Genomic DNA, 23,155 nt, shown 5'->3' on the forward strand with positions numbered 1-23,155 from the left:
ACGTTTCAACGACAGATGGCAAGTGGCAATGGACGATCAGAACAAGAACCTCATCCTCGCGACGGCGCTCAGCTTTGGCGTCATCCTGATCTGGTTCCTCTTGTTTCCGCCTCCCGAAGCGGTCGAAGACCCCAACGCACCCGCAGTTGCTGAGGCCACTGTGCCCGCCGCGCCCGAAGCAAGCGGTACACCTTCGGCCACAACGGAAGCCTCCGGCGTCACTGAAACGGCCGCCGAAGTGGCCGATGCGCCCCGAATCGAGATTGCCACTGATCGACTGTCCGGTTCGATCTCCCTTCAAGGCGGCCGCATCGACGATCTGAAACTGAACGATTACCGCGAAACACTGGACGAAGACTCGCCCATCGTTTCTTTCCTGACCCCGAGTGGCGAACCACACGCCTACTATGCCCTTTATGGATGGGCGCCGGGCGCAGGATTGTCACCTGAGCAGGTTCCCAGCGCAAACACCCTCTGGTCTGTCGAAGGCAACGACACGCTGACCACTGACACGCCTGTTGTTCTGGCATGGGACAACGGCAACGGCCAGATCTTCCGCCGCACCATCTCGGTTGACGAAAACTACCTGTTCACTGTCAACCAAAGCGTTGAAAACAACGGCGTCGGCGCGATCACTCTGGCGCCTTACGGCACCTTGACCCGTCATGGCGAGCCGGAGGACATGAAGAACTTCTTCATCCTGCACGAAGGCGCAATGCTTCAGGGCGAAAAAGAACGCACCGATCTGGACTACTCGGACATCGCGGACTTTAGCGCCGATCCCGTTTGGGGCCGCCACGCCCAAGCAGAGGAAGTGGCCGGCAACGGGTGGATGGGCTTCACCGATCACTACTGGATGGCAATGCTCATCCCGCAGTCCGATCAAGCCTTCACTTCGGTATTCCGTTACAGCCCGAGCCTCGACACGTATGAGGCAATCACCCGCTTCCCGACCATGTCGGTCGAGGCCGGTGCAAGCGCCGAAATCGACAGCCGTTTGTTTGCCGGTGCCAAGGAATGGGCGACCATTCGCGATTACGAAAGAAACAACGGCATCTTCCGCTTCATCGACACCATCGACTGGGGCTGGTTCTTCTTCCTGACCAAGCCGATCTTTGCCCTTCTGCACTGGCTGAACGCCATGATCGGCAACATGGGCTGGGCCATCATCGGGCTGACCGTGATCCTCAAGATTATCGTCTTCCCACTGGCCTACAAGTCTTATGCCTCCATGGCAAAGATGAAGGAATTGCAGCCCGAGATGGAGAAGCTGAAAGAAGCCGCTGGCGACGACCGTCAGAAGATGCAGCAATCCATGATGGAGCTCTACAAGAAGGAAAAGGTCAATCCAGCGGCCGGCTGTCTGCCGATCCTGATCCAGATTCCGATCTTCTTCTCGCTCTACAAGGTGATCTTCGTCACGCTCGAACTGCGCCATGCGCCGTGGTTCGGCTGGATCACCGACCTGTCGATGCCTGACCCCTCCTCGATCTTCAACCTGTTCGGCCTTCTGCCGTTTGTGATTGGCGATCTTGGCTTCTTCGAAATCTTCAGCCTCGGCATCCTGCCGATCCTGCTGGGTGTTTCGATGTGGCTCCAACAGAAGCTGAACCCGGCACCCACAGACCCGACCCAGCAAATGATTTTTGCCTGGATGCCTTGGGTGTTCATGTTCATGCTCGGCAGCTTTGCGTCCGGCCTTGTCGTCTACTGGATCACCAACAACGTCATCACTTTCGTGCAGCAGTACGCCATCATGCGTCAGCACGGCTACAAGCCTGATGTCTTTGGCAACATCAAATCCAGCTTCAAGAAAAAGCCCAAGGAGGACGCCAAGTAATGGGCCTAGTCAAAGCTCTATGGCGACACCCGATCAAGGCCCACGGACGCGAGTCCGTGGGTCATGTTTCTTTGGAGGAAGGCCAGACTTTCCCTTGGGATCGCCGCTATGCCGTAGCTCATGAGGCTGCCAAAACAGAGGGCGGTGAATGGGCGTCCTGTGCCAACTTCTCCCGTGCGGCGAAGGCCCCTGCCCTGCAAGCGATCACCGCGAAGGTCGACGAACGCACGGGCAAAATCACCCTGCAACATCCCGATCTCTGGGAACTCACGTTTGATCCGGAGACCCAGGGCGACAAGCTTATTCAGTGGGTGCGGCCCCTTATGCCTGCTGATCGTGCAGCATCGACCAAACTTGTGCCTGCGGGACCTCTCGGTATGACCGACAGTCCCTTTCCCTCGATCGCCATCCACACCACAGCCAGCCATCGGGCTGTCGAGGGCCGCCTCGGACGGTCGCTGTCGACAGAACGCTGGCGTGGCAACATCTGGCTGGACGGCTATGCGCCCTGGGAAGAATTCGACTGGATCGGCAAGACCCTTCGCATCGGCACCGCCGAACTCGAAGTGCGCGAACGCATCACCCGCTGCCTCGCCACCACATCCAACCCCGACACAGGTCGCCGCGACGCCGACACGCTCGGCGTTCTGAACGACTCCTTTGGTCATCAGGACTTTGGCGTCTACGGTGTCGTGACGAAAGCTGGCGACATCAACGTCGGCGATATCGCAGAGGTGCTTTGATGCAACTGCCTTTCCCATTGGTCGAAGACCCCGAACCCATTGCGGTCGAACGCGGCCGCAAGTTGTTTGACGGTTCCAATTCCGACTTCCTCAAGGGTGTCGTCGCCATGGACGGTCTGCCTGCGGGTGATCGCCTGGAGGTTTGCTTTGCTGGCCGTTCCAATGTGGGCAAGTCCTCTCTGATCAACGCCCTGACGGGCCGCAAGGGGCTTGCGCGCGCATCCAACACACCGGGTCGAACTCAGGAAATCAACTTCTTTACGCTGACCGACAGCCACTATCTCGTTGACCTTCCCGGCTATGGCTACGCCAACGCGCCGATCCCTGTCGTTGAAAAATGGCAGCGTCTGCTGAAACGGTACCTATCAGGCCGCGCCAACCTGCGCCGCGCCTTTGTGCTGATCGACTGCCGTCACGGCGTCAAAGCCGTCGACGAAGAAATCATGAGCCTTTTGGACAGTTCCGCTGTGACCTTTCAGGTCGTGATGACCAAAGCCGACAAAGTGAAGGAAAAAGACCGCGCCAAGGTGCTCAAGCAGGTACGTGAAAAACTCGCGAAGCACCCTGCCGCCTATCCCGAGCTGGTTCTTACCAGTTCCGAAAAAGGCGACGGCATCGCCACCCTTCGCGCCATCATCGCGGGGCTGGACTGATCAGGCGGCCCCTAGGTAGTCTCCCCATATGGGAGACACGATGACACTCGACGGGATCGGAATTGCAGGATGCGGCCGTATGGGTGGCCCGATGCTTTCAGCTCTTCGTGCCGCTGGCTTTGACGCCTTGGGGTTTGATGTCAGGGCGTATGAAAACTTCGGTGACTTGAGGCCCCATCTGGTAGCGTTGCCGGCGTTTCGTGCGCATTTGAAAACGCTTGTTACGGTTGTGCGTGACATTGCACAAACCGACGACGTTCTTTTTGGCGCTCAGAACCTCGTAGAAACTGCACCCGATTTGCGTACGGTGATTGTCTCCTCAACTCTGTCGCCTCGCTATGTCGCAGATCTGCGCGCGCGCATTCCCGAACACATCACCCTGATCGACGCTCCGATGAGTGGCGCCGCTATTGCAGCCGAAGAAGCGCGCTTGTCCTTTATGCTTGGGGGCACCGCCAGTGAACTTGACCGCCACCAGCCTCTGTTTGACGCCATGGGCGCTCATTTCCATAGGATGGGCGCCTACGGCGCCGGTATGCAGGCCAAGGTTCTCAACAACTTGCTTGCCGCTTCCAATACAGCAATGACCAGAATGGTGCTGGATTGGGCAGATCATTCTGGAATCGACGAGACAGCCCTGCTCAACCTGATTCATACCTCGTCAGGACAAAACTGGTTCGCTTCAGGTTTTGAGACCATTGAATTCACCCGCGACGGCTGGGAACCTGACAACACCATTGGCATTCTGACAAAAGACGTCGCCTCTGCTTTGGACGCCGCACCAATCGGAGCAGACACAACGCTCCCCGAAACCATACAGGCCGCCATTCGCGCATTGAAACCGCGCGCCTGACCGTTCGGAACGGGCGCTGATGCGATACCGACGTCATACCGACGCGTTACCGTTGCCAAACAGAACCGTTTCCTGCATGACGGTCCAATGACACTTCGCAGCCGTGCCCTCTCCGTCCATTTGTTCACTGCCACCGGTGCGGTCTTCGCCATGCTGGCCATGCTGGCCGCAGTAGAAGACAAGTGGAGCTTGATGTTTCTTTGGCTCGTGGTGGCATTTGTCGTGGATGGCATCGACGGACCTCTGGCGCGCCACTACCACGTAAAAAAGAACGCACCAGAGTTCGACGGCGTGCTTCTTGATCTCATCATCGACTACCTGACGTATGTGTTTATTCCGGCATTTGCGCTCTTCAAATCCGGTCTGATGGACGGCTGGACCGGCTGGTTCGCGATCATCGTGATAACCTTTACTTCAGCGCTGTACTTTGCCGATACACGCATGAAAACAAAAGATAATTCATTTTCCGGATTCCCCGGATGCTGGAACATGCTGGTGTTAGTGATCTTTGCGGTACAGCCCAATTTCTGGGTCAGCCTCGCTGTCGTGACCCTGCTCGCGATAGCGATGTTCGTTCCTGTAAAGTTTGTGCACCCCGTGCGCACCGAGCGCTGGCGGCTGGTGACTTTGCCGGTCGCTATTTTATGGACAGCACTGGCGGGGCGCGCTGCTTGGGTGGACTTTGACACGCTTTCGGTGGTCAACCTCTTGCTGGTACTTAGCTCCGCCTACCTGCTTTTCGCCGGAGCGGCACAGCAATTGATCTACCGAGAAAAACTCTGACGCTCAGATCAACAAGCCGCCCGCTCGCTCATGTTTGAGCAGCCAGACTTTCGTCTCAACCCCACCCGCTCCGGAAAATCCACCCAACCCGTTCGCTCCCAACACGCGATGGCATGGAATAATCACTGGGATCGGATTCCCGCCGCACCCCTGCCCAATCGCCTGAGCGGGCACACCCAGCTCCTTTGACAAGTCGCCGTATGTCCTTGTCTCGCCCAGCGGTATCGCGCTCATCGCGGCACAAACAGCTTGCTGAAACTCAGACGCCTCAACCCTCAAAGGCAGATCGAAACCGTTTTCGGCATCCTCAAAATAGGCTTGCAGTTGCCTTGCTGCCCGCTTCAACAACGGTGTTTTATCGGTCCCGCCGACACCCCACTCTGCCCACACGACCGCACCGTCCTTTTCGCGAAGGATCATAGGCCCCGTCGGGGTATCAACAGTGGTCTCAAACATGACGGGACGATGCGCCAGTCCGTCCCATTTCACAAGAGGTGCCCGTCAACGACCGATTCAGAGCGGCTTACCAGCCGCACAAAATAAAAAGGGCGCCCAACCGGACGCCCTCCTGTCTATGGCTAAGGCTAGATTACCCCAAGGCCTCGTTACAACGACCACAAACACCTTCGTGCGCATGTTGACCTACGTCCGGCAGGATCTTCCAGCAGCGCTGGCACTTTTCACCCTCGGCACGCTCAAAAACAACGCCAACGCCCTCGATCTCTGGCAGTCGGAAAGCTTCTGCTGGCATCGGGTCGTTATTCACGTCAATGGTCGAAGTGATGCAGATATCGGCAAAATTCACCGATTTCAGCGCCTCGACCACATCCGCGTCGCGCACATGCACCACGGGCGCGGCCTCAAGCGAAGCACCGATCACCTTGTCGGTGCGCTGGATCTCCAGCGCTGCGGTGACCACTCGGCGCACGTCACGCACTCCGGCCCATTTTGCCGCCAACGGTTCATTCAGCCAATCCGCCGGCGTGTCGGGGAAGTCCACGAGATGCACAGAACTGTCGTCACCTGGGAAACGCTCCAGCCAGACCTCTTCCATGGTGAACACCAACACCGGCGCCAGCCACGTGGTCAAACGGTGGAAAAGGATGTCCAGAACAGTCCGCGCCGAGCGGCGGCGCAACGTGTCACCGTCGCAATAGAGCGCATCCTTGCGGATATCAAAGTAGAACGCAGACAGTTCCACGGTCGCAAAATTGAAGATTGCACTGAACACGCCCTGGAAGTTGAACTCCGCATAGCCCTTGCGAACCTGATGATCCAACTCCGCCAGACGGTGCAGAACCCAGCGTTCGAGCTCTGGCATGTCCTCCACGTCCACACGATCCGCCTCTGTGAATTCGCTCAACGAGCCAAGCATGAAACGCATAGTATTGCGCAGACGGCGATAGCTGTCCGCCACGCCTTTGAGGATCTCCGGACCGATGCGCTGATCTGCAGTGTAGTCGGTCTGTGCCACCCACAGGCGCAGGATGTCGGCACCGTATTGTTTGACAACTTCCTCCGGCACGATGGTGTTGCCGAGCGACTTGGACATCTTGTTGCCCTTCTCGTCCAGCGTGAAGCCGTGCGTGACCACGTTGCGATACGGCGCGCGTCCGTTGGTGCCACAGGATTGCAGCAGTGAGCTGTGGAACCAGCCACGATGCTGGTCGGTGCCTTCCATATAGACATCGGCAATGCCGTCCTCGGACCCGTCTTCCCGGTCACGCAGCACAAAGGCATGCGTCGAACCGGAGTCAAACCACACGTCCAGCACGTCAAAAACCTGCTCCCATTCATCCGGATTGTGGCCGTCGCCAAGGAAGCGTTCTTTGGCACCATCAACATACCAGCAATCCGCGCCCTCGGCCTCAAAGGCTTCCGAAATCCGAGCATTCACAGCAGGGTCACGCAGCAGGAAATCCGGATCGGTCGGCAATTTTCCTTTGCGCACAAAACAGGTCAGCGGCACGCCCCAAGCACGTTGACGGGACAGAACCCAATCCGGCCGCGCCTCGATCATGGAATAGAGGCGGTTGCGACCGGTCTGCGGCCACCACTTCACTTCCTGATCAATTGCGTTCAGCGCACGCTCGCGGATCGTTGTGCCCAAAGCATCCTGACCATCGCCCACTTCGCGATCCACAGAGGCGAACCACTGCGGTGTATTGCGATAGATGATCGGCGCTTTGGACCGCCAGCTGTGCGGATAGGAGTGCTTGATTTTGCCACGTGCCAGCAGCCCGCCAACTTCGACCAGTTTGTCGATGATCGTTTTGTTGGCGTTCCCCTCTCCACCTTTGCGCGACAGGATGTATGTGCCGCCAAAGAAAGGCAGGTCCGCTCGGAAACCACCATCGTCCATGACGTTGTAGGTGATCATCTGCTCCAGCATTCCGAGGTCACGGTAGAGCTCGAATTCCTCCATACCGTGTGACGGCGCACAGTGTACAAAACCTGTACCTTCGGTGTCGGTCACAAAGGGTGCTGCACGGAAATCGCGCAGGTCATCCCACTCGCCCTCGGAGCCGTCGGCACCGTTCAGAGGGTGCGCCAAACCTACCCCTTCAAGATCACTCGTAGGAACATCACCGACGCGTTTCCACATGGTTTCGTCCAACCGTGCACGGGTCATTACATCGCCTGCCAGATTGTCCGCCAGTACAAAACGGTCACCCACCTTGGCCCAGCTCTCTTCCGGTGTTCCGGTGACCTCGTAGAGGCCATATGCAATGTCCTGTCCAAACACGACGGCCTTGTTGGACGGAATCGTCCATGGCGTCGTTGTCCAGATCACAACGTAAGCGCCTGCCAGCTTGTGATCGGCAGGCTCCGCCACCTTGAATTTCACCCAGATCGTGAAGCTTTCCTTGTCGTGGTACTCCACTTCAGCTTCGGCCAGCGCGGTTTTCTCGATTGGCGACCACATCACGGGCTTGGAACCCTGATAGAGCGTTCCGTTCATCAGGAACTTCATGAATTCCTCGGCGATCACAGCCTCGGCGTGATAGTCCATCGTGATGTAGGGATCAGGCCAGTTTCCGGTGATGCCCAAACGCTTGAACTCCTCGCGCTGGATGTCGATCCAACCCTCGGCGAACTTGCGGCACTCCTGACGGAACTCAACGATATCGATCGCGTCCTTGTCCTTGCCCTTCTTGCGGTACTGCTCTTCGATTTTCCATTCGATCGGCAGACCATGACAATCCCAGCCCGGCACATAGCGTGCATCATGGCCCATCATCTGGTGGGAACGCACGATCATGTCCTTGATGGTCTTGTTCAGAGCGTGGCCGATGTGCAAGTGGCCGTTCGCATAGGGCGGGCCATCATGCAGCGTGAACGGCGTACGGCCTTCCTTCTCGCGCAGGCGGTCATAAACGCCGATCTGCTCCCAGCGCTCCAGCCAAGCAGGCTCGCGCTTGGGCAGGCCCGCACGCATCGGGAAATCGGTCTTCGGCAGGTTCAGCGTTTCTTTATAGTCGGGTGTTTCGGCACACATGTGTCCGGTCCTTCTCAGGATGTCGTATTCGGAAAGGTATAGGGGCGGCGCGGTCTTCCATACGCCTTGTCCCGGCGGCTCGATGGATCAGAGCGCCGGGCTGATAATTCGAATAATGATGGCATGTATCTTCATCATGGGCGCGTTATAGGCCTCTGCGACCACAGGGTAAAGCGGCGATCCTTGTCGCATTTACCCAAATCGCCTATCTCAAGGCCAAGACGGAGAGTTACATGGCCACCATCCCACCGAAATTCGACATCACCCGCCCCGAGATCGAGCGAGTCGTGGCTGCCTTTTATGAGCGCATCCGCGAGCATCCCGGCTTGGGTCCGGTCTTTGCCGTGCACGTCGGGGACTGGCCAAGCCATGAGGCCAAAGTGGCGGATTTCTGGGCCAATGCGATCCTGTTTGAACGCTCTTATGACGGCAACCCGCTCGCCGTGCACCGCATGGCAGGCAACGTGCAGCCGGGCATGTTCGAAACCTGGCTCGCGCTCTTTGACCGCATATTGGTCCAGGAACTCAACAGCACCCAAGCCGCTGCATGGTCCGCTCTGGCCCACAACATCGGACGTAGCCTGCGAGCCGGCGTTGTGGAGAAAGTCAAAGGCCCGGACGGAATACCGATCCTCAAATGATCACGTGGCCGGCTCTATCTGTGAGCGGCGCGCCAAGCTTGGGTCATGACACCTCGCCTTATCCGACGTTGAACAGGCTACCGACCCCATAAGCAATCGCAGCGGCCACACCGCCAATTGCCAAGGTCTCCAAACCGGACTTCCACCAAGGCTCCAACGACCATTTGGCCTTCATGGTACCAATCGCGAAAAAGGTGACGCCAGTCATGATGGCCGACCAGCGGAAGGCGTCCGGCGCCCCGAAAATAAAGGGGAGCAAGGGAATCAACCCTGCAACAAGAAAGGCCAGAAACGTCGCCAGTGCCGCGCGTTGCGGATGCGGATCAACGCCTGCAAGGCCATACTCACCCTCAAGCATCAACTGCACGGCAGCCTCTTCGTTGGCGGCGATTGCATCTGTCGCTGCTTCCAGAACTTCGCCATCGAGTCCCTTGAGCCGCAAAATCTCGCGGATTTCGAGCCTCTCCCCTTCGGGCCAATCCTTAAGGTGTTGCTTCTCCACGGCACGCAACCGCTTGGCATCGTCCAGCTCTGCTTTGGTGCCCAGAAAGTTGCCCGCCGCCATCGAAAATCCATCCGCAAGCACATTGGCAATGCCCAGAGCCACGATAATGAATGGCGACAAACCGGCACCGGCCACGCCAGCGACAATTGCGAACGTGGTCACAGACCCATCAATCCCGCCATAAACCACATCGCGCAACAGGCCCCGTCCGGGCGGGTTCCCAATCCGGTGCTCGACTTCTTCCTGAGAATGTCCGTGCTGGCTCATGTGTCTCGGCTTTCCTTGCTGAACAGGCCGGCGAGTGCGCGTTTGACCAACCCTGTAACGGAAGGACGAAGCCCAGTACCGAAAGGCATCGGTCGGCAGACTTCCATTGCCGCAACACCCACCCGCGCCGTCAAAGCACCATTTACGATCCCCTCGCCAAACCGCCTGCTCAGCTTGGCCAAGGCCCCGCCACCAACCATCGAGCCGATCAGGTCATCGCCAGCGGCAACAGCGCCCGTCGCCACCAGATGCGTCATCACCGCCCTGAAAAGTCGCCAGTTTCCCAATGCGCCGGTTCTACCCCCATAGATTTCGGCAATACGCCGGATCATGCGCAGGTTCGCGGTCAGGGCTGCGATAACATCGGCTAGTGCCAACGGCACCAAGGCTGTTACAGCGGCCACTTGCCGCGCTGCGGCCTCAACCTCCATCTGCGCTGCCTTGTCCAAAGGCCCCATCAGTTCCGTTTCCGTCAGGGCCAAAAGCGCGTCCCCGTCCAGCACCTCTTCCCGTCGCTTTGAAAGAGTGTCCCGTCCCCAGCGTAGATCCTCCCGCCCCCGATAAAACCGCTGCAGCCGATCCACCAACCCGCGGGCTTCCGCCAGATCCCCTGACTGCACGGCCCGCGCGGCAATGGTTTTCAACCCGTCCACACGTCGCAAGCGCGCGAACCCTGCCAGTTCCCGCAAAACCATCACGGCCGCCACGCCAAGCAAAGCCAGACCAACAGCGCTTACCGCCAAGCCCAGCGTAGGCGACCGTGCCGCCAGACCGACGGCAAAGTCCCACGCGGCCACGGAAACTGCAGCACTGACGAAGGTCGCAAGAAGCCCCCAGAACAGGCTCGCCAGCCAGCTCAGCTTCCGGCTGCCCAGCCGCGCAGCCACCTGCATGGCTTGTCCCTGTGGTTCAGGCGCACCAAATTCGGGAACAGGTGCGGCTTTTGCCACGTCGGGCGCTGCGCCTTCTTCTATGTCGATCAGAACCGGCCCTTGCGTCACAGCAAATCTCCAATCAAAAACTGCGCAGCACGATCCAGCCGGATATGCGGCGGCCCCTCTCCGGGACGCAGAGTGAGCGGTGCCGGAGCAAACTTCATTACCTGATAATCCTGCCCAAGCCATGCGCCGGCCCCTTGCCGCGCCGGTTTAAGCAAAACCCCGGGATCTTCGGGGAGGGCCCCGGGATAAAACGCAGCCTGCTTGCCCGTTTCAAGTAGTCTACCACGCACGCAGTCCAGCGGTTTACCTTCATGCGTGACCGTTTCTTCCACAGTCGCCCGCAGCGCGGCCAGCGACATCGCTTCGGTAACTGCTCCGGCAAACTGTGCCCGATCTGCTGCGTCCCGTGTGAGCGCCTGCATAATGGCTGTCAGTTGCGGATGCTGGCGATGATGCAAATGGTCCGCTTTGGTCGCAGCAAAAAGAACTTTTTCCACTCGTTTGCCGCGCAACAACCGAGCCAGAAACGGGTTTCGTCCCGGCTTGAAGGCCGCAAGTGTGTCCTGCAAACCACTGCGAAGATCTTCCACCGCACGCGGACCGGAATGGATCGCCCCAAGCGCATCAACCAGCACGACCTGCCGGTCCAAGCGGGCAAAATGATCGCGGAAAAACGGTGCGACCACCCGCGCCTTATAGGCTTCGAACCTACGCTCGAAAGCCCGCCACAACGACCTTCGCCCGGCTTTTTCGACTGCATTCAACGGCGCAAACGTCAGCGCTGGCGACCCTTCCAGATCGCCGGGCAACAAAAACCGGCCTGGTGTGCAATCCGAATAGCCCGCCCCCCGTGCGGCGTGCAGATACCGCGTAAACGCCGATGCCAAAGTCTGTGCCTGGAGCTCGTCCAACTCCTGCTTTCCGTCCGCCTGTGCAAGCAACTCGAGATAGTCGGCGGCTTGCTCCCGCGCCTGTAACGCAGCCAAAACCTCCTCGCTCCACTGAGCAAAGGACTTTTGCATCAGCGAAAGATCCATCAACCACTCGCCGGGATAGTCCACGATGTCCAAATGCACGGTCCGCGCGCCCTGTAATCCAGCGAACATGCCCGCTGGTTTCACGCGCAGTGTCACCCGTAGTTCGCTGATAGCTCTTGTGCTCTCGGGCCACTCTGGATCGGCTCCGGTCATCGCCGCGAGATGCGCCTCATAGTCAAACCGAGGTACCAGATCATCAGGTTGTGGCTGCAAAAACGCGGCTTCAATGCGGCCTTCTGCGTGAGCAGCCAATTGCGGCATTCGTCCGCGATCAAGCAGATTTGCAACAAGCGAGGTGATGAACACCGTCTTTCCCGACCGTGCCATGCCGGTTACGCCCAGCCGAATGACCGGCTCAAACAATGCCTCCGACAGGCCATCGCCCACCGCTTCAACCCGACGCAAAACTCCGTCGGCAATGCTGGAAATGACCAATCGTCGGGCCCCTTTTCCTGTTTCGCTTCAAAACCTAAGACCTCCCCCCCACCATTGCTAGGGCGCAGAACCCTTCTCTTTCCCCCCAAGTTGAGCTATTGGCCCGCCATGCCCAGATACGCCATGCAAGTCGAATACCACGGAGCCCCCTTTGCCGGCTGGCAGCGTCAGGCTGACCAGCCCTCGGTTCAAGGTGCCATTGAAACCGCACTTTCCAAACTGCAACCTGGTGAACACACCATTGCGGCAGCGGGACGGACCGACGCGGGCGTGCATGCACTTGCTCAGGTCGCACATTGCGACATGGACAAAGAATGGGATCCGTTTCGCCTTTCGGAAGCTCTCAATTTCCAATTGAAACCCGCCCCTGTGGCCATCACCGCTTGTGCCCGTGTCGACGATGATTGGCATGCCCGGTTTTCCGCAATGGAACGCCGCTATCTGTTCCGCCTGCTGATGCGCCGCGCACCGGCAACTCATCAGGCTGGCCTGGTTTGGCAGGTCAAACACGATCTCGACGAATTGGCCATGCAAGAAGGCGCCAACCGGCTTCTAGGCAATCACGATTTCACCACTTTCCGCAGCTCGATTTGCCAAGCAGCATCACCGCAGAAGACCCTCGATGAATTGCGCATAGAGCGCGTCGAGACCTATAGTGGGCCGGAAATTCATTTTCACGTCCGTGCGCGCTCGTTCCTTCATAATCAGGTCCGCAGCTTTGTGGGTACGCTCGAAAGGGTCGGTGCAGGCGCATGGGATCCCGACGACGTCACCGCGGCACTGGAGGCACGTGATCGTGCGGCCTGTGGCCCCGTCTGCCCGCCGCAGGGCCTCTACCTTGCTGGTGTCACTTACCCTACGGACGTTTTCACGGGCCTCTGACTACAGAACAAACCCTATTTCCTGTAGCTTTGCGCCAACCGCTCCGGCGACACGCCAACAAAATAGCGCACGAGTGTCCAAAGGTTTCGTGCGCCGCGCTTCATCCAGCCTTGTGCCCGGTATTTCTCGGCGCTGGTGACCGCCAAATGCGACAGCCCACTCAGTTTCCCCCGCAGGGAACGCGCCATGGACACATCTTCCATCAAGGGTATGTTCGAGTAGCCTCCGACATCGCGATAGAGACGCCGGGACACGAGTAATCCCTGATCCCCGTAAGGAAGCCCAAAAACGCGCGACCGGATATTGGCCCACCGTGCCACAAATCGAGCAGGTGCTCCGCCACGGTCAAAACCCAGTCGGAAATACCCTGCACGGTCCTTGTCTCGCGCCATATGCGCCCCGACAACGTCAGACCATCCAGGAGACAATTCTGTGTCAGCATGCAGAAACAACAGCCACTCGCCCCGCGCAGCTTCCGCTCCCGCCTGCAACTGACCACCTCTGGACGGTGGAACCGTTAAAACATCAGCCCCGACTTCGTCAGCCAATTCACGTGTGCCATCTTCAGAACCACCATCGACCACGATCAACTCACGCAGAAGTCCGGCTTCGACGCCCTCGTACACAGCGGCCAAACAGACCGGCAAAGCCTTCTCCGCGTTCAAAGTTGGGATCACCACCGACAATGGTGCGCGCATTTGTTATCTCCAGCCCTGTTGCACCGCCCGCTCCTGCCTATATGAACGAAGACGCGCAAGAACAGAACAGGCTCCGAACAATGGATCGACCCAGAAAAATTCTCCGCCTCAGCGGTGCCGACACCGAAACCTTTCTGCAAGGTCTGGTCACCAACGATCTGGACGCAATGGGTGACGGGTTGCTCTATGCCGCTCTTCTTTCGCCACAAGGCAAATATATCGCGGACTTCTTTTTAAGCTGGGATGGCGACACGATCTTGCTGGACGCCGATGCCGAACAAGCGCCCGCGTTGGCTCAGCGGTTGACCATGTACAAACTGCGGGCCGATGTCACCGTGGAAGAAACCGATCTGCATCTGCACCGCGGCGTGGGCGACAGACCCGACGACGGGTTCTTGGATCCCCGCGCCGAAGGTCTGGGTTGGCGCGCTTACCGCAACGAAGCGCAGTCTGATGACACGACCGATTGGAGCGCTCTGTATGTCTCCAACGCCGTGCCGAGGTCCGGCGTGGAACTGACGGGTGACAGCTACATTCTGGAAAACGGATTTGAACGTTTGAACGGCGTGGACTTTCGCAAAGGCTGCTATGTAGGTCAGGAAGTGACCGCGCGCATGAAGCACAAAACGGAACTCCGCAAAGGTCTTGCGCTTGTCGATATCGACGGAGAAGCGCCAGTCGGCACGCCGATCACACGCGACGGCAAAGAGGTCGGTACGCTCTTCTCCCAGGCCGGTGGCAAGGCTTTGGCCTATCTTCGCTTCGATCGCGCCGGAGAAGGCATGCAAGCGGAAAATGCCTCAATTAAACTGCCCTGAATTTTACGCTTCTTTCATTCAAGTGAATCCTCACTTTGGATTTTTCGGCACTGTCGCCGACGTTATACCGACGTTTTGCAGACGTGATGCAGACAGCAAAAAGCCGCCCACAACAGGGCGGCTTCTCGCTTGTCGGTTGAGCCCACTCGTTAAGCGCGTTCGGAGTATTCCATGGTCTCGGTGTTGACCACAATGTCCTCATCCTGCCCCACAAACGGCGGCACCATGACTTTTACACCGTTGTCCAGAATGGCCGGTTTGAACGAATTTGCTGCGGTTTGACCTTTGACCACGGGCTCGGTTTCGACGATTTTGCAGGTCACTTTTTGCGGCACGGTCGCGTTCAGAGCTTCCTCTTCGTAGAACTCTACAACGATCGTCATACCATCCTGCAAAAACGGGCGACGGTCGCCCAAAAGTTCAGCAGGTAATTGAATTTGCTCATAAGTTTCTGCGTCCATGAACACCAGCATACCAGAGTCCTCATACAGGAACTGCTGGTCTTTCTGCTCAAGGCGCACGCGCTCGACCTTGTCAGCAGACCGGAAGCGTTCGTTCAGCTTGGACCCGTTGCGCAGGTTGCGCAGTTCGACCTGAGCAAAGGCGCCGCCCTTGCCAGGCTTAACGTGATCCACTTTCACCGCGGCCCACAGGCCGTCATTGTGTTCAAGCACGTTTCCGGGGCGAATTTCGTTACCGTTTATTTTTGGCATAGTCGTAAAACCTTTGCACAAAGGTTGATTGAAGGGTTTGGAGTCCTATATCTGCCAAGTCCCCAGGTGGCAAGGCAACCGGAGGACCCGTGCGTTAACACTTTGGTCATGCGCATGGAGCATAAGAGCTATGCAAAAACAGCCTACCCGAATCACCAAGTTTGCTCCATAAGGAGCGGCACGCCGAAAACACAAGAGCAATAATATAAGGACGACGAGATGAGAGATTTCGTTGACGGAGCGGCTTTCAATAACGAGCAAGGAAACCGCGCCCGTAAACTGTTTGCAGCCGTTGTGTTGGCTGCGCTTGATGATGCTATTGCCGACGACAAAAAGTATGGCAATGGTCCCGAGCAAATTGCTCGCTGGGCACGCTCACGCGATGGTCGTGAAGTTCTGTCCTGTGCCGGCATCGACCCGAATGAGCGTGTCGTGTCCGGTCTGATGGAATTCGTCGCCAAAGGTGTACGGACTTCTGTCGCGCTGTCTCGTGAAGAAAGCGAGCGCCGCAATGCCGCTGCTCAGGCCGAAGCTGCCTGATTACTAAATCCAGCTGCCCAAAAAAAGACGCGCCCTGAACGGGCGCGTTTTTTTGTGTCGATTGCTTGGGCTGGAGCTCAGTCCAGATCATGTGCGGCAAGTGCGCGATGGATTTCCCGACGCACCAACTTGCGCACGTTACGTGTAATCCGCTCTCCCAGAGCACCCTGCAGTTCTTGGCGCACGATATCAGCAACCATCTCCCGCAAGGCCTCTTCGTCGATCACCGCCGGCTCATCCAGTGCCTCACCCAAATCAGCCGTTACAGTAGCCGCAGCGCCCTCAAGCACGTCCTCGTGCACCTGCGCTTCTATGGTGTCACCTATCGCGTCAAACGGAGCCTCAGTCGACATTTCCGCATGAGAGGTCTCCGGCTCGGGAGACCATTCTTCTTGTGCAATCGGTGCTTCCGCGACCTCTTCCTCGGTATAATCGCTGTCTACCGGCTCATCGTCCTGAGCGCCTGAGGCGTCACCATCCCGCCATTGAACCAAACGGGCCTCGAGAACCTTCTTGAAGTCGAACGGGGCATCCTGCTCTTCATCATCTTCCAGGGTCTCTTCAACGGAAACGAAACCGGCCTCCTCAATGGACTCGCGTCCTTCCAGCCGACCATCTTCCACGTCTACTTCCAGATCGCTTTCCAGCGCCTCCTCTTCGACGTCGTAAGGCATCATGTCCGCATCGACATGCTTTTCCTCAGAGAAAGCATCCGCCTCGTGACCTGCATGCGCGACGTCCGCAACAGCCAAATCTTCGATAGAGCCTTCAAACTCCTCAAAGCTGTCTTCTACAGCCTCCTCAACGTCTTCAGCGAGTTCTTCAATGGCGTCGTCGACGTTCTCCTCAAAAAGCACATTTTCCGACTCTTCTTCGCCGTCGAAATCGGCCGTTTCGTCATTCTCAGGCTCTTCGAAATACATCGTATTCGAATCGTCTTGGTGAGCTTCTTCTACTGAGAACGAATCTCCGCCATCCGCCTCATAGGCCGATACGTCCAGTGGGGTTTCTTCTGCAGCGTGATCGATTTCCAGCTTGCCCCCTTCAGCCTCATCCGTCTCTTCCACGCGCAATGCAGGCGTCAAAACAAGGGCCATAGGAGCATTTTTCACTGGCTCTTCAGCGGGTTCAGACACCTCATCAGCCGCCGTTTCTTCAACAACGGGCGCATCGACGACGGGCCGATTCTCCGACACAAGCCGGCGGATCGACGTCAATACATCTTCGATTTCAGCATTGCTGACTGGATCTGGCATCTTTTTTGTCCACTCTTACCTCAGCAAGAGTTTAGCGATTGGTGCCTCACCGCACAACAGATAGGAAAAATTGTTATTCTTTCCCAATGGCTTTCAGCAAGTTGTCCAGCTTCTGCCCCTGCTTGGAGCGCAGGGCTGGCGCGTCCTTGACCATGTTGTAGTAAGCCTCTGGATCGTAACGCGCTACCTTCAGGTTCAACCGCTCAACGGTGAGCTGCCCCATCGAGGACAAAAGCGCATAGGCTGCAACAACCTGAGTTGCCTGTGCGGAAATGCGATCTGCCTCCGCATCGAGCAGATCCTGCTCTGCGGTCAAGACGTCCAAAGTGGTCCGTGCGCCCAATTTGGCTTCTTCACGAACACCTTCAAAGGCAATGCGTGCAGCTTCAACCTGGCGCACACTTGCTTGAATCTGAGCGCCGGCCGCCAAAAGCCGCGACCAACTCGTTCCAGCCTGTTGGCGGATGTTGTGGCGTATCACATGCAAAGTCGCTCGCGTCGCATCACGCTGCGCCTGAGATTTGCGCAGCAAGGCAGAAAGACGTCCGCCCTGATAGATCGGGCCCTGAACGCTCACGCCAACACTGGCGCCTTCGCTGAAGTAGTTGGTGTTGAATTCCTGTGTCGTCGACACCGATCCGTTCAAGCTGACGGTCGGGCCCATACTCGCACGCGAGCTGTCCACATTCAGTTCCGCCGCGGCGATCTGGTGTTTGGCTTGAATCATGTCCGGATGCGCACGGATCGCCACCGATTTTGCATCCTCGATAGATCCGACAGTGCGTGGCAGGCTCCGCGGCGCAACAAGGTTACCCGGGCGGACCCCCACTGCTGCGGCATAGAATTCTTGACTGGCGGCAAAATCACCCTGTGCCGCGGCAAGCTGCGCGCGTGCACCTGCCAAGCGCGCTTCGGCGAGCGAAACGTCCGTCCGCGTCACTTCGCCAACCTCAAAGCGGTCCTGTGCGGCTTGGAGTTCGCGCTCAAGAAGGCGCAGGTTGTTCTGGCGCAATTCCACAATCTCGCGATCTGCGACCACATCCATGAACGCCTGAACTGCATTCAGAAGAACCTGCTGCTCTACCGACACCAATCCCTGACGTGTGGCAAGAACCGTTTCTTTCAAAGCCTCGATACCGAACCGGGTCGCGCCATTGTCAAACAGAAGAATTTCCGCAGTCAGGCCAATTTGGGCATCCGGCGTTGTCGAAGACACGCTCGCCCCGCGCGTTGAAGCGTTCCGGAAACGGCCATAGGAATAGTCCACACTGCCAAACCAGTTTACAATCGGTCGCAACAATGCCGTAGCTGCAGCAACATCTTCATCAGCAGCACGCAGCAACGCCCGATTCTGCTCAAGCAAGCCGCTGTGCTCGTAAGCAGTCGCCATGGCATCTGCCAGCGTCTGTGACACCGCGGTCTGAGCCGATCCAAATGACACAGTCAGCGCAATGGCGCCAACCCGAACAGCTTTTTGAAGCTTTTGCAGCATGGTTTTCCCTGTCGTTCCGCCTTAGCCCGCCAAATTGGCGCGCGGTTCAAAGTTCAAATGCGCGGCTCTTTTCAAAACCGGGCAACACAGGCGCGCCAGCGTTGAACGCAAACCGCCAGTTCATTTCACCATCAATCTTATATCCGATCCGCACAACCCCAAGCGCGCCTTCAACGAACAAAACCGCAATACGGCCGCCTTCCTTGAGTTGGGCCAGAATCGCGTCAGGCACCTGTTCCACTGCGCCTTGAAGAAGGATCACATCGTATGGGCCGTGTTCGGCGGCGCCTTCCGTCAGCGGCGCAACATGCACAATCGCGTTGTCCACGCCCTGTTCGGACAGGGTTGTTTGTGCGTCTTCGGCTCGTGAGTCGTCATCTTCCAGCGCGACCACAGCCTCTGCCATCCTTGCGACAACGGCGGACGAATAGCCAAAACCGGCGCCGATATCTAGAACCAGTTCATCGCTCTGGATATCCAGCTCGTCCAGGACTTTCGCAAGAACGCGCGGATCAAGCACCACACGGTCTTTTGTCAACTCAACATGCTCACCTACGTAGGCCGCCTCACGCTTGGCGCTGGGGACATAGGCCTCCCGCGGCACCGCCAGCATCGCCTCGATAACTGTGTATTTAGTGACATCGGAGGGACGGATCTGGGTATCGACCATAGTCGTGCGCAGGGCGGTGTAGTTCGTCATTCCAAACTCGTTTGATCGGACAGTTGTTTATCTCTCTTGCCACAAAGCCAAAAGGTGGGCAACGCCCGCGCGCAGGAAACAGGTTCCAATCGTCGATATGTTGCCCTTCGGTTCGACACCGATGGACATTCCCCTGCTTGTCCAAAAAACCGCTTGCACGTCTGCCGGATTCGCTCCATGTATGCGCCCACTTCGGAGCGCACCTCCGAAACACCACGGATGGCGAGTTGGCGGAGTGGTGACGCAGCGGATTGCAAATCCGTGTACACCGGTTCGATTCCGGTACTCGCCTCCATTTCTTTCTAAATCAGTGACTTAGCGTCCAGATGGTCAAGTGCGACACAAAGTGGAGCACACGCCCATGAAACTGTCGTCCTACCTAAGTCGTTCTCGCCACGGCGTTTTCTACTTCCGCTGGCCATTGCCAAGCGAAAAGGGCAAACCTCGAAGAACCCTACGATTGTCGCTACGTACTCGCTGTCCTGATCGGGCTGGCGTTCTTGCCCGTCATCTTGCATCTTGCGGCCAAATAACGCGGGACAACAAGGCATTGGCAAGGCTGAGGCAAGATCAAATACGGGAGATGGTTGCGGCTTACTTCCAAGCCCAACTCGAAAGGTACATTGAATGGATGGACAATCATGGACTGTCGCCGAACGCCCTTGAGGATGTTCGTAGCGAGATGTTGGACCATGAGACCTACCTAGACCCACCGTCCGACGATCCGCAATGGCTTCCCATTGCCCCATTCAAGAGCAAAATGGGTATCTCGACCCAAGACTGGGAGGACAGTAGCCCCAGAATTGGCATTGAGTTGCGTAGAGGGCGGCGAGACATGCTCAGAGCCATCTTAGAGGCCGCTGAGCGCCTTGAGAACTATGAATATAGCGGCGGCAAAGCAGCCACTCCTCAGCCTTCTATGCAAGCCCTCCCTACGTCTTCTGCGTTGGGAGTGGCTGTAGACGAATTCATACAGGAGCACTCCCGGCAATGGGCCGAAAAGACCACCGGGCAGAACCGAGCTTATCTCAACATCCTCGTTGAATACTTCGGCGCAGACCGCCTTCTCAGCACAATCACCAAGCAAGATGCCAATGCAGTCAAGCGGGTGTTGCAGGAGTTGCCTTCTAGCCGCAACACCAAACCTGCTCTTAAGGAGTTTTCGTTGTTGGAAGTCGTAAAGATTCCGGGCCAACGCAAGATCGCGCCAAAAACGATCAACAGCCATATCCAAATGTTCAAGAGCTTCTTCGACTGGGCAGAACGCCACGGCCACGCACCGCATTCGTTGTTCGACGGTATGAAGGTCGCGAAGGCCAAAAACAGCGAAACGGAACGGAAGCCGTTCACACCAAGGCAGGCCGAGCTGATTTTCAAAGAACTAACTGAAAACCCGTCCGGGCTGGTCCGCAAAGACAGCCACAAGTGGGGCATGTTGTTGGGAATGTTCACGGGGGCAAGGCTGAATGAGATTTGCCAGCTCGACGTGGCAGACGTTCAACAGGACGGGTCAACTTGGTTTCTGAACATCACCGATGAAGGCGATGACAACAAGCGGCTCAAATCAAAAGCTGGGCGTCGAAAGGTGCCGCTTCACTCGGAGTTGATCCGGTTGGGCTTCCTCGACTTCGTTGAAAGCCGCAAATCCGGGCCTCGGCTGTTCCCCGATTACAGCTACAGTTCGAACGGAGGCTACGGGCGCAACTTGGGCCGTTGGTGCAATGAGAGCTTCCTACCCAAGTTGCAGATCAAGGAGCCTGGGCTGGTGTTCCACAGTCTGCGACACACCCTTGTGACAAGGCTGGGGCAGGCCAACGTGCCTGAGCCAATTATCCAATGCATCGTCGGTCACGCTCGGTCAGGGGTAACGCAAGAGGTTTACTTGCGCGAAGGGTACACCTTGCTTCAGTTAAAAGAAGCCGTGGACTGGTTCGAAGTGTCGTCTGGCGGTTAACTCGCGCTGCTATACCCACGCGCGGTTCAAATCAATTGTTTTGCCGGGCTGACTTTGCACTACTGCTCTGGCCAAATCGTGAACTACAGGCTCTGAATCTGTGCGAATGTCACTCAGCCCGGCCGGTACCATGATCCGGCAGATACTATTTGCTATCTGACACAAATGATTACCGGTTTAGGCTTGAGATCAACTTAACCTCTACTCGTCGGAAGCTCAATGTTCCTTACTCGCCCCAGTAATAGGAGGAGAATTGAGATTACACGTATCTCAATAAAATTCAGGAACCTTAAATTGTCACCATAGGCACTGGCACTTTTTCTTCTTGAACAAGATGCTCACCAATTCTTGCAAGACATTGGCTCCCACTCTTGTCCTTGCGCATCACATTGAATGGGCTGCCATTCTTTGCTGAGTATCTGTCTTCTTTTTTGATGCAAGCAATAAAACCACCAAAACTACGCTGGCTCCACATCCAGCCAAACGTCGCGCTTTTGATGTTTTGCGGGGAGCAGCTTGCCATTGTGGGTAGCAGCCGGTGCCTCCGTTCTACTACCACCAAGTAGCGTTCCACCAATCTCCAACATGATCTTCTCATCAGGTGCCACAACAACATGCGAAGAAAGCTCCATACCAACAGGCGCCAGTGGTGTAATCCGCTGCGGAGCACCATTCTTTCTATCAGGTTGGGTGTAGCGCACGGCCAGCGCGTAGGGTGGCATCTGCCCGAGATCGTACGTGGAGAACGCAATCCAGCTCAACGGATACTTGAACAACGTTTTGCGCCCGTCATCGCCGACGGCCAGGAACACGAAGCTATGATCGCCGCGCACATTTTGATAAAGTCTTTCGGCTTCATTTGGGATATCCGCACCCACATCAATGCGGGTGATCTCCCCCGTCGGCCAAAGAAGTAGATCATAAGACGTATTCTCATCGTCCTCGATGCCGTACAATGGCGGTTCGTTGCGTGAAAGCCAGTGCGCCATCGCCCAGGCTTCCTGCATTCGGATATCAGCCATTGTCATCCCATAGATGCGGCACAGACGTATGAAATCCATCAAAGTGCGCGGCTTGATTACTAGCAAAATCCACATGAGCGCAGATTCTGCCGTCAAGAAGGTTTGACCGCCCAGCTCGTGGGAAGGTCGGCGCACAACGTTACAACGCCGACAGCGCAGCGTCATGTTTTCAATGTAATCCGCATCCAGTGGGTCTTCAAAAAGCTCGCGGCCTTCCACATGGTCAGCCTGTAATTCAAGGCGGCTACCGCAGTCTTCACACTGCCCTGTTTGGGCGTACGCCCAATCCATGACAATGCGCATGGTATTGCCCTTGCCATAGCGCCGCTTGAAACCTTCAGATGAGGCGAGACTTGTGCCGGTCTGCGAAGGGTTCAAGTGTCCTAGGATCAGCGCTGCCAGTTCCCGCCAGCTTGCCATCCCGTTCTCAACGAACGAAACGATCAATTCACTCCACTGATCTTCCGACCATTCACTGTCATGAAGCCCGAACCCCGTTTCGGGCGCAACAGTTATCGTGGCTTCTTGCGGCGTTGCTTCGTCAAGGCGGTGATCCTTGGGAAGAAGATCGTCAGACATGGTGCTTGTCTCCGCTCAGGTGTGCCTCAAGCGCAGCAATGAATGTCTCAGTGGCAATCCCCAGAGCGCGGCAAATATGAACCAGTTCGACAACATCCAGCCTGCGTTCGCCGCGTTCAATTTTGCTAATGTCTGATTGGTCAGCGCCGATGGCCTCGGCGAGTTGTATCTGGGTGAACCCGTTTTGCTTCCTCATTTCTTTGAGGCATGTGCGCAGGGCTTTGTAGTCGCTTCGTTGGATTTTCTTCATCTGCTCGCCTATGGTCTATTGCAAGCCATAACCGGCGCGGATAAATAGGCCAAA

General features: G+C 57.1%; 22 protein-coding genes and 1 tRNA gene. 11 read left to right on the top strand and 12 right to left on the bottom strand.

Going from position 1 to position 23,155, the window contains the following annotated elements; all coding sequences use genetic code 11:
- Positions 1-28 precede the first annotated feature (28 nt).
- The 5 genes from yidC (at position 29) to BXY66_RS19370 (ending at position 4,872) form a co-directional block, all read left to right on the top strand.
- The gene (yidC, locus tag BXY66_RS19350; RefSeq protein ID WP_132862053.1) at positions 29-1,840 is read left to right on the top strand and encodes a membrane protein insertase YidC; all 1,812 of its coding nucleotides are present in this window, start codon (positions 29-31) and stop codon (positions 1,838-1,840) included.
- Complete coding sequence (locus tag BXY66_RS19355; RefSeq protein ID WP_132862054.1) at positions 1,840-2,583, top strand: MOSC domain-containing protein; 744 nt, start codon at positions 1,840-1,842, stop codon at positions 2,581-2,583. Before yidC ends, BXY66_RS19355 begins: the two co-directional genes overlap by 1 nt.
- Positions 2,583-3,236 carry a ribosome biogenesis GTP-binding protein YihA/YsxC gene (gene yihA / locus BXY66_RS19360; RefSeq protein ID WP_132862055.1) on the top strand — a complete coding sequence of 218 codons (654 nt, stop codon included), beginning with the start codon at positions 2,583-2,585 and terminating at the stop codon, positions 3,234-3,236. The genes BXY66_RS19355 and yihA overlap by 1 nt, the downstream gene beginning before the upstream one ends.
- Before the next feature lie 40 nt (positions 3,237-3,276).
- Positions 3,277-4,089 carry an NAD(P)-dependent oxidoreductase gene (locus BXY66_RS19365; protein WP_132862056.1) on the top strand — a complete coding sequence of 271 codons (813 nt, stop codon included), beginning with the start codon at positions 3,277-3,279 and terminating at the stop codon, positions 4,087-4,089.
- A gap of 87 nt (positions 4,090-4,176) precedes the next feature.
- Positions 4,177-4,872, top strand: a complete 696-nt coding sequence (locus BXY66_RS19370) for a CDP-alcohol phosphatidyltransferase family protein (RefSeq protein ID WP_132862057.1) — start codon at positions 4,177-4,179, stop codon at positions 4,870-4,872.
- A 3-nt stretch (positions 4,873-4,875) separates the two neighbouring features.
- Here BXY66_RS19370 and BXY66_RS19375 read toward each other — a convergent pair whose 3' ends face one another.
- Positions 4,876-5,328 carry a methylated-DNA--[protein]-cysteine S-methyltransferase gene (locus BXY66_RS19375; RefSeq protein WP_132862095.1) on the bottom strand — a complete coding sequence of 151 codons (453 nt, stop codon included), beginning with the start codon at positions 5,326-5,328 and terminating at the stop codon, positions 4,876-4,878.
- Positions 5,329-5,461: 133 nt separating this feature from the next.
- Positions 5,462-8,371: an isoleucine--tRNA ligase gene (gene ileS, locus BXY66_RS19380; protein WP_132862058.1), complete on the bottom strand. Its 2,910-nt coding sequence runs from the start codon at positions 8,369-8,371 to the stop codon at positions 5,462-5,464.
- Positions 8,372-8,604: 233 nt separating this feature from the next.
- Here ileS and BXY66_RS19385 point away from each other — a divergent pair, with 233 nt between their 5' ends.
- Positions 8,605-9,012: a group III truncated hemoglobin gene (locus BXY66_RS19385; RefSeq protein ID WP_132862059.1), complete on the top strand. Its 408-nt coding sequence runs from the start codon at positions 8,605-8,607 to the stop codon at positions 9,010-9,012.
- 58 nt (positions 9,013-9,070) lie between these two features.
- On the opposite strand, the gene BXY66_RS19390 is transcribed toward BXY66_RS19385, so the two are convergent.
- From BXY66_RS19390 to BXY66_RS19400, 3 genes are read right to left on the bottom strand one after another with little or no spacing between them, the layout of a single operon-like run.
- Positions 9,071-9,784 (bottom strand): VIT1/CCC1 transporter family protein, encoded by a 714-nt coding sequence (locus tag BXY66_RS19390; protein WP_132862060.1) that lies wholly within the window; start codon positions 9,782-9,784, stop codon positions 9,071-9,073.
- Entirely contained in the window at positions 9,781-10,785 is a 1,005-nt protein-coding gene (locus BXY66_RS19395) for a YcjF family protein (RefSeq protein ID WP_132862061.1), read from the bottom strand. The genes BXY66_RS19390 and BXY66_RS19395 overlap by 4 nt, the downstream gene beginning before the upstream one ends.
- Positions 10,782-12,197, bottom strand: a complete 1,416-nt coding sequence (locus tag BXY66_RS19400) for a YcjX family GTP-binding protein (RefSeq protein ID WP_132862062.1) — start codon at positions 12,195-12,197, stop codon at positions 10,782-10,784. Before BXY66_RS19400 ends, BXY66_RS19395 begins: the two co-directional genes overlap by 4 nt.
- A 108-nt stretch (positions 12,198-12,305) precedes the next feature.
- On the opposite strand from BXY66_RS19400, the gene truA reads away from it, so the two are divergent.
- Positions 12,306-13,079: a tRNA pseudouridine(38-40) synthase TruA gene (gene truA / locus BXY66_RS19405; protein WP_132862063.1), complete on the top strand. Its 774-nt coding sequence runs from the start codon at positions 12,306-12,308 to the stop codon at positions 13,077-13,079.
- A gap of 14 nt (positions 13,080-13,093) precedes the next feature.
- Here truA and BXY66_RS19410 read toward each other — a convergent pair whose 3' ends face one another.
- Complete coding sequence (locus BXY66_RS19410; RefSeq protein ID WP_132862064.1) at positions 13,094-13,777, bottom strand: TIGR04283 family arsenosugar biosynthesis glycosyltransferase; 684 nt, start codon at positions 13,775-13,777, stop codon at positions 13,094-13,096.
- A gap of 80 nt (positions 13,778-13,857) precedes the next feature.
- Between BXY66_RS19410 and ygfZ the strand changes: the two genes are divergently transcribed.
- On the top strand, positions 13,858-14,595 hold the full coding sequence (ygfZ, locus tag BXY66_RS19415) for a CAF17-like 4Fe-4S cluster assembly/insertion protein YgfZ (RefSeq protein ID WP_132862065.1): 738 nt from the start codon (positions 13,858-13,860) through the stop codon (positions 14,593-14,595).
- 149 nt (positions 14,596-14,744) lie between these two features.
- On the opposite strand, the gene efp is transcribed toward ygfZ, so the two are convergent.
- Complete coding sequence (efp, locus tag BXY66_RS19420; RefSeq protein WP_132862066.1) at positions 14,745-15,308, bottom strand: elongation factor P; 564 nt, start codon at positions 15,306-15,308, stop codon at positions 14,745-14,747.
- 219 nt (positions 15,309-15,527) lie between these two features.
- Here efp and BXY66_RS19425 point away from each other — a divergent pair, with 219 nt between their 5' ends.
- Positions 15,528-15,848: a DUF6280 family protein gene (locus BXY66_RS19425; RefSeq protein ID WP_093324576.1), complete on the top strand. Its 321-nt coding sequence runs from the start codon at positions 15,528-15,530 to the stop codon at positions 15,846-15,848.
- Between the two features lie 77 nt (positions 15,849-15,925).
- Here the strand turns inward: BXY66_RS19425 and BXY66_RS19430 are convergent, their stop codons facing one another.
- The 3 genes from BXY66_RS19430 to BXY66_RS19440 all read right to left on the bottom strand — a co-directional run bounded on the left by BXY66_RS19430 (position 15,926) and on the right by BXY66_RS19440 (position 19,296).
- Entirely contained in the window at positions 15,926-17,104 is a 1,179-nt protein-coding gene (locus BXY66_RS19430) for a putative sodium/potassium/calcium exchanger (protein WP_132862067.1), read from the bottom strand.
- 73 nt (positions 17,105-17,177) lie between these two features.
- A complete protein-coding gene (locus tag BXY66_RS19435) occupies positions 17,178-18,596 on the bottom strand; it encodes a TolC family outer membrane protein (protein ID WP_132862068.1) in 1,419 nt (472 codons plus the stop codon).
- A 46-nt stretch (positions 18,597-18,642) separates the two neighbouring features.
- On the bottom strand, positions 18,643-19,296 hold the full coding sequence (locus BXY66_RS19440) for a protein-L-isoaspartate O-methyltransferase family protein (protein WP_132862069.1): 654 nt from the start codon (positions 19,294-19,296) through the stop codon (positions 18,643-18,645).
- 221 nt (positions 19,297-19,517) lie between these two features.
- Here BXY66_RS19440 and BXY66_RS19445 point away from each other — a divergent pair.
- Both BXY66_RS19445 and BXY66_RS19450 read left to right on the top strand, forming a co-directional pair.
- Positions 19,518-19,591 (top strand) — tRNA-Cys (locus tag BXY66_RS19445).
- 288 nt (positions 19,592-19,879) lie between these two features.
- Positions 19,880-21,250, top strand: a complete 1,371-nt coding sequence (locus tag BXY66_RS19450) for a site-specific integrase (protein ID WP_243694439.1) — start codon at positions 19,880-19,882, stop codon at positions 21,248-21,250.
- A 458-nt stretch (positions 21,251-21,708) separates the two neighbouring features.
- On the opposite strand, the gene BXY66_RS19455 is transcribed toward BXY66_RS19450, so the two are convergent.
- Positions 21,709-22,851 (bottom strand): hypothetical protein, encoded by a 1,143-nt coding sequence (locus BXY66_RS19455; RefSeq protein ID WP_132862071.1) that lies wholly within the window; start codon positions 22,849-22,851, stop codon positions 21,709-21,711.
- Entirely contained in the window at positions 22,844-23,101 is a 258-nt protein-coding gene (locus BXY66_RS19460) for a helix-turn-helix domain-containing protein (RefSeq protein WP_132862072.1), read from the bottom strand. The genes BXY66_RS19455 and BXY66_RS19460 overlap by 8 nt, the downstream gene beginning before the upstream one ends.
- Positions 23,102-23,155 lie beyond the last annotated feature (54 nt).

It is taken from the genome of Shimia isoporae, assembly GCF_004346865.1.
Lineage (GTDB): Bacteria > Pseudomonadota > Alphaproteobacteria > Rhodobacterales > Rhodobacteraceae > Shimia > Shimia isoporae.

What these genes read in the sequence shown, in the direction of transcription:
- yihA (WP_132862055.1), top strand. Translation starts at nt 2,583, where the DNA reads ATGCAACTGCCTTTCCCATTGGTCGAAGACCCCGAACCCATTGCGGTC.
- BXY66_RS19410 (WP_132862064.1), bottom strand. Translation starts at nt 13,777, where the DNA reads ATGCGCGCACCATTGTCGGTGGTGATCCCAACTTTGAACGCGGAGAAG.
- ileS (WP_132862058.1), bottom strand. Translation starts at nt 8,371, where the DNA reads ATGTGTGCCGAAACACCCGACTATAAAGAAACGCTGAACCTGCCGAAG.
- truA (WP_132862063.1), top strand. Translation starts at nt 12,306, where the DNA reads ATGCCCAGATACGCCATGCAAGTCGAATACCACGGAGCCCCCTTTGCC.
- BXY66_RS19365 (WP_132862056.1), top strand. Translation starts at nt 3,277, where the DNA reads ATGACACTCGACGGGATCGGAATTGCAGGATGCGGCCGTATGGGTGGC.
- BXY66_RS19450 (WP_243694439.1), top strand. Translation starts at nt 19,880, where the DNA reads ATGGTTGCGGCTTACTTCCAAGCCCAACTCGAAAGGTACATTGAATGG.
- BXY66_RS19375 (WP_132862095.1), bottom strand. Translation starts at nt 5,328, where the DNA reads ATGTTTGAGACCACTGTTGATACCCCGACGGGGCCTATGATCCTTCGC.
- BXY66_RS19460 (WP_132862072.1), bottom strand. Translation starts at nt 23,101, where the DNA reads ATGAAGAAAATCCAACGAAGCGACTACAAAGCCCTGCGCACATGCCTC.
- efp (WP_132862066.1), bottom strand. Translation starts at nt 15,308, where the DNA reads ATGCCAAAAATAAACGGTAACGAAATTCGCCCCGGAAACGTGCTTGAA.
- BXY66_RS19390 (WP_132862060.1), bottom strand. Translation starts at nt 9,784, where the DNA reads ATGAGCCAGCACGGACATTCTCAGGAAGAAGTCGAGCACCGGATTGGG.
- yidC (WP_132862053.1), top strand. Translation starts at nt 29, where the DNA reads ATGGACGATCAGAACAAGAACCTCATCCTCGCGACGGCGCTCAGCTTT.
- BXY66_RS19425 (WP_093324576.1), top strand. Translation starts at nt 15,528, where the DNA reads ATGAGAGATTTCGTTGACGGAGCGGCTTTCAATAACGAGCAAGGAAAC.
- ygfZ (WP_132862065.1), top strand. Translation starts at nt 13,858, where the DNA reads ATGGATCGACCCAGAAAAATTCTCCGCCTCAGCGGTGCCGACACCGAA.
- BXY66_RS19370 (WP_132862057.1), top strand. Translation starts at nt 4,177, where the DNA reads ATGACACTTCGCAGCCGTGCCCTCTCCGTCCATTTGTTCACTGCCACC.
- BXY66_RS19430 (WP_132862067.1), bottom strand. Translation starts at nt 17,104, where the DNA reads ATGCCAGATCCAGTCAGCAATGCTGAAATCGAAGATGTATTGACGTCG.
- BXY66_RS19355 (WP_132862054.1), top strand. Translation starts at nt 1,840, where the DNA reads ATGGGCCTAGTCAAAGCTCTATGGCGACACCCGATCAAGGCCCACGGA.
- BXY66_RS19455 (WP_132862071.1), bottom strand. Translation starts at nt 22,851, where the DNA reads ATGTCTGACGATCTTCTTCCCAAGGATCACCGCCTTGACGAAGCAACG.
- BXY66_RS19435 (WP_132862068.1), bottom strand. Translation starts at nt 18,596, where the DNA reads ATGCTGCAAAAGCTTCAAAAAGCTGTTCGGGTTGGCGCCATTGCGCTG.
- BXY66_RS19385 (WP_132862059.1), top strand. Translation starts at nt 8,605, where the DNA reads ATGGCCACCATCCCACCGAAATTCGACATCACCCGCCCCGAGATCGAG.
- BXY66_RS19440 (WP_132862069.1), bottom strand. Translation starts at nt 19,296, where the DNA reads ATGACGAACTACACCGCCCTGCGCACGACTATGGTCGATACCCAGATC.